Source organism: uncultured Lutibacter sp. (genome assembly GCF_937891065.1).
In the GTDB taxonomy this organism is placed as follows: Bacteria; Bacteroidota; Bacteroidia; order Flavobacteriales; family Flavobacteriaceae; genus Lutibacter.
Map to the genome: position 1 here is coordinate 1 of NZ_CALAEQ010000204.1, position 3,517 is coordinate 3,517.

Consider the following 3,517-nt stretch of genomic DNA (forward strand, 5'->3'; position numbering starts at 1 on the left):
GGTAAAGTAGCTACTAAAGCCTTACGTAATGCTGGAAAGGTACCTTGCGTATTATACGGAGGGGATAAACCATTACACTTTTCAGCTGATGAAACTTCATTCAAAAAATTAGTGTATACAGCAAACGTTTATACTGCAACGATTGAATTAGAAGGAGTAACAGTTCATGCAATTTTACAAGACATTCAATTTCACCCAGTGTCTGACAAAATTTTGCACATAGATTTTTACCAATTATTTGATGATAAACTGGTAACTATGAATATTCCTGTAAGATTAGTTGGAACATCACCAGGTGTAATTAATGGTGGTTCTTTAAGTTTTGCAAAACGTAAATTAAGCGTTAGAGCATTACCTGCTGATTTACCTGACTTTATTAATGCTGACATTTCTAAATTAAGAATTGGTCATAAATTAGTAGTGTCTCAGTTAACAGATGATAAATTTTCAATTTTACACCCAGAAACTACTGTTGTGGTTCAGGTTAGAACTGCACGTAGTGCCGTACTTACTGACGAGGAAGAAGAAGGTGAAGAAGGTGAAGAAGGAACTGCTGAAGTTAGTGAAGAAGAAGCTTCAGAATAACATTTTTATTCTAAAACAATATAAAAAGCGTTGCAATTTGCAGCGCTTTTTCTTTTTTATAAAACACATTCTTTTTATTACTTTTGTTAAATGCAATTATTTCGATATATAAAATTAATATTCGGAGCTAAAAAAGAAACCTCAACTGTTGATTCTATGAAAAAATTCTTAATTGTTGGTTTAGGAAATATTGGTGAAAAATATAACAATACTAGACATAATATAGGTTTTCAAATTTTAGATGAATTAGCCAAAAAAGAAGAAATTACTTTTGAAAGTGAAAAATTAGGTTCTATCGCAAAATTTAGATTTAAAGGAAGAACTTTTATTTTATTAAAACCTTCCACATACATGAATTTAAGTGGTAAAGCGGTCAAATATTGGCTTACCAAAGAAAATATTCTTCCAGAAAATTTATTAGTTATTTGTGACGATTTAAATTTACCTTTTGGTGCTATTAGAGTAAAAGCTAAAGGAAGTGACGGCGGACATAACGGTTTAAAGGATATTAATGCTGTTTTAGCAACCCAACAATATGCTCGTTTTAGATTTGGTGTTGGTTCCGAATTTTCAAAAGGTCGTCAATCAGATTTTGTTCTTGGAGAATGGGATTTAGAAGAAGATAAGCTATTATCAGAACGATTGGAACAAGCAAGTAAACTCATAAAATCATTTGGCACAGCTGGTTTAAATAACACTATGAATACTTTTAACGGAACCTAATTTTGGTTAAATTTTTGCATTGTGTAAATGTCTAAAATTCTTTTCTTTAAGAGTATTTAGATTTATTTTTGATCAGAAGCATACCACTCAGCATCTGATGTACCTGTTTCTTGTAATTTTAAGGAATGTAGTTTAATAGTTTTAGGTAATTTTTTATTAAGTTTTTCAGCAAAATCAATTAACATCATTTCACTAGTTGGCTGATAATCAACCAATATTACACTGTGACCTCTTTTTTCTAATTCATTTGCCAATTCAATATGCGGAGTGTTTTTATTAAATACTGTTGAATGATCAAATTTATCTACAATTTCTGAAGCAACTATTTTTTTCAAGTCGCCAAAATCTATCACCATTCCAAATTTCACATTTGTTGAATCGCTTATAGGAGTTCCAATTACCGTAACAAAAAGTTTATAACTATGCCCATGTACATTTTTGCATTTTCCATCATAACCATATAATGCATGTCCTGTTTCAAAATGAAACTGTTTTGTAATTCTAATATTACTCATTTTGTTTTTTCTAAATTAATCTTCTAAATCTTTTCTATTTTTTGCTTTGTAATATACAAAATAGGCTATTAATGCTAACAACACGAAGGGTAAATAAGTTCCTATTACAACACCAATTTGATAACTGCTATCTGGAGCGTTTTTAATCTTTTCTTCAACATTCACTTGTTGTAAAACAGCTATAAAAGTTGCTAACATTTATTATTTTTTAAATTTCTGTAATGCTTTTTTCGTGAAATCGGAAAGTACCAATTTACCACTAATTTCAGCTTTCTCGTCTAATAAGGCTGTCCAATTTTCTGTACCTTCCCACAAAGCTTTTTTCATTTCTTTTAAAGCTTCTGGATTATAATTTGAAAGTTTATTCGCTAAAATTTCAACTTCTATATCCATTTCTTTAATTGTATCAAATATTTTAGCATATAAGCCTTTTTCTTTTGCCCAATAAGCGTTTTGCCAACTTGTTGCATCTAAAGTTAACTCACTTAAAGCAGTTAGTCCTATTTTTCTTCTAACAACAGGCTCAATAACAAAAGGGCCAATTCCAATGGTGAATTCTGATAATTTTATATCAGCTTGGTTTGTGGCTAAACAATAATCGCAGGCCGCAGCCAATCCAACTCCACCACCAACAGCTTTACCTTGTATACGTCCAATAATTAATTTTGAACAGTTACGCATTGCGTTAATTACATTGGCAAAACCTAAAAAAAACTGTTTCCCATCTTCAAAATTTGAAATAGTTACTAATTCATCAAAAGAAGCACCGGCACAAAAAGCCTTATCTTGTTCACTTTTTAAAATAATTACATGAACATCTTGATTACTACTTAACTCATTAATAGAATGAGTCAGTCTAATTAACAACTCACTTGGAAAGGAATTACTTGCCTGATGACCAAACTCAATAGTAGCAATCTTATTATCAATATGTGTGTATAAACTTCCGTTACTCATAATGTGCAAAGTTACGCGTTTTTGTGTAAATACTTACGTCTAAATTTCACGACTAAAATTCCGGCCCTTAACAACATCCAAACTGTAAAAGCCAACCAAATAGCGTATAATTTTAAATTGTAATAATCTCCAATTATCAATACCGGTAAAAAACCCAAAAAAGTAGCAACTATCAATAAGTTTCTTAATGTAACAGCTTCAGCCAGTCCCTTAAAAATTCCATCAAAAACAAAAGCTATTGCATTAATTGGTTGCATAATAAGTACTATCCAAAATACACTGTAAAATGATTGTAAAACAAGTTCATCTTGCGAGAAAAGTTTTCCTATTTGAAAATAAAAAACAGCACAAATAACACTTAATATTATTGAAATAACGATAGAATATCGACTTAGTTTAATGCTTAACTTCCACATTTTTTCATAGTTTTTTTCACCTAATAACTTCCCTGAAACAATATTTCCAACACTGGCATATCCATCAATAAAAAAAGCAAAAAACAACCAAATTTGAAAAGCAATAGTTTGTGCAGCTATATAATTATCTCCATACTTTGTAGCGTACGAATTTGCTAAATACAAAGCCACATTCAATGCAAGTGCTCTTATTATTAAATTAAAACTTATCGCTAATAAATTTTTAATTTCTTTATTAAAAGGGAATGTTATTTTTAAATTGAAAGGTGTTTTTTTCAATATTAAAATCAGTGCTAAAATTGCCATAACACCTTGTGAAAT

At 30.1% G+C, this 3,517-nt stretch carries 6 protein-coding genes; 2 read left to right on the forward strand and 4 right to left on the reverse strand.

Annotated features, from left to right (window positions below):
- On the forward strand, positions 1-585 hold a 585-nt coding region (locus Q0352_RS11145; RefSeq protein ID WP_299527486.1), incomplete at its 5' end, for a 50S ribosomal protein L25/general stress protein Ctc.
- A 156-nt stretch (positions 586-741) separates the two neighbouring features.
- Positions 742-1,308 carry an aminoacyl-tRNA hydrolase gene (gene pth, locus Q0352_RS11150; protein ID WP_299527488.1) on the forward strand — a complete coding sequence of 189 codons (567 nt, stop codon included), beginning with the start codon at positions 742-744 and terminating at the stop codon, positions 1,306-1,308.
- A 62-nt stretch (positions 1,309-1,370) separates the two neighbouring features.
- Here pth and Q0352_RS11155 read toward each other — a convergent pair whose 3' ends face one another.
- From Q0352_RS11155 to Q0352_RS11170, 4 genes are all read right to left on the reverse strand, one after another.
- Positions 1,371-1,823, reverse strand: a complete 453-nt coding sequence (locus Q0352_RS11155; protein ID WP_299527490.1) for a 6-carboxytetrahydropterin synthase — start codon at positions 1,821-1,823, stop codon at positions 1,371-1,373.
- A gap of 15 nt (positions 1,824-1,838) precedes the next feature.
- Complete coding sequence (locus tag Q0352_RS11160) at positions 1,839-2,021, reverse strand: hypothetical protein (RefSeq protein ID WP_299527492.1); 183 nt, start codon at positions 2,019-2,021, stop codon at positions 1,839-1,841.
- Positions 2,022-2,024: 3 nt separating this feature from the next.
- Complete coding sequence (locus Q0352_RS11165) at positions 2,025-2,780, reverse strand: enoyl-CoA hydratase/isomerase family protein (RefSeq protein ID WP_299527494.1); 756 nt, start codon at positions 2,778-2,780, stop codon at positions 2,025-2,027.
- 11 nt (positions 2,781-2,791) lie between these two features.
- A partial coding sequence (locus Q0352_RS11170; protein WP_299527496.1) for an MATE family efflux transporter occupies positions 2,792-3,517 on the reverse strand: 726 nt, incomplete at its 5' end.

What these genes read in the sequence shown, in the direction of transcription:
- pth (WP_299527488.1), top strand. Translation starts at nt 742, where the DNA reads ATGAAAAAATTCTTAATTGTTGGTTTAGGAAATATTGGTGAAAAATAT.
- Q0352_RS11155 (WP_299527490.1), bottom strand. Translation starts at nt 1,823, where the DNA reads ATGAGTAATATTAGAATTACAAAACAGTTTCATTTTGAAACAGGACAT.
- Q0352_RS11160 (WP_299527492.1), bottom strand. Translation starts at nt 2,021, where the DNA reads ATGTTAGCAACTTTTATAGCTGTTTTACAACAAGTGAATGTTGAAGAA.
- Q0352_RS11165 (WP_299527494.1), bottom strand. Translation starts at nt 2,780, where the DNA reads ATGAGTAACGGAAGTTTATACACACATATTGATAATAAGATTGCTACT.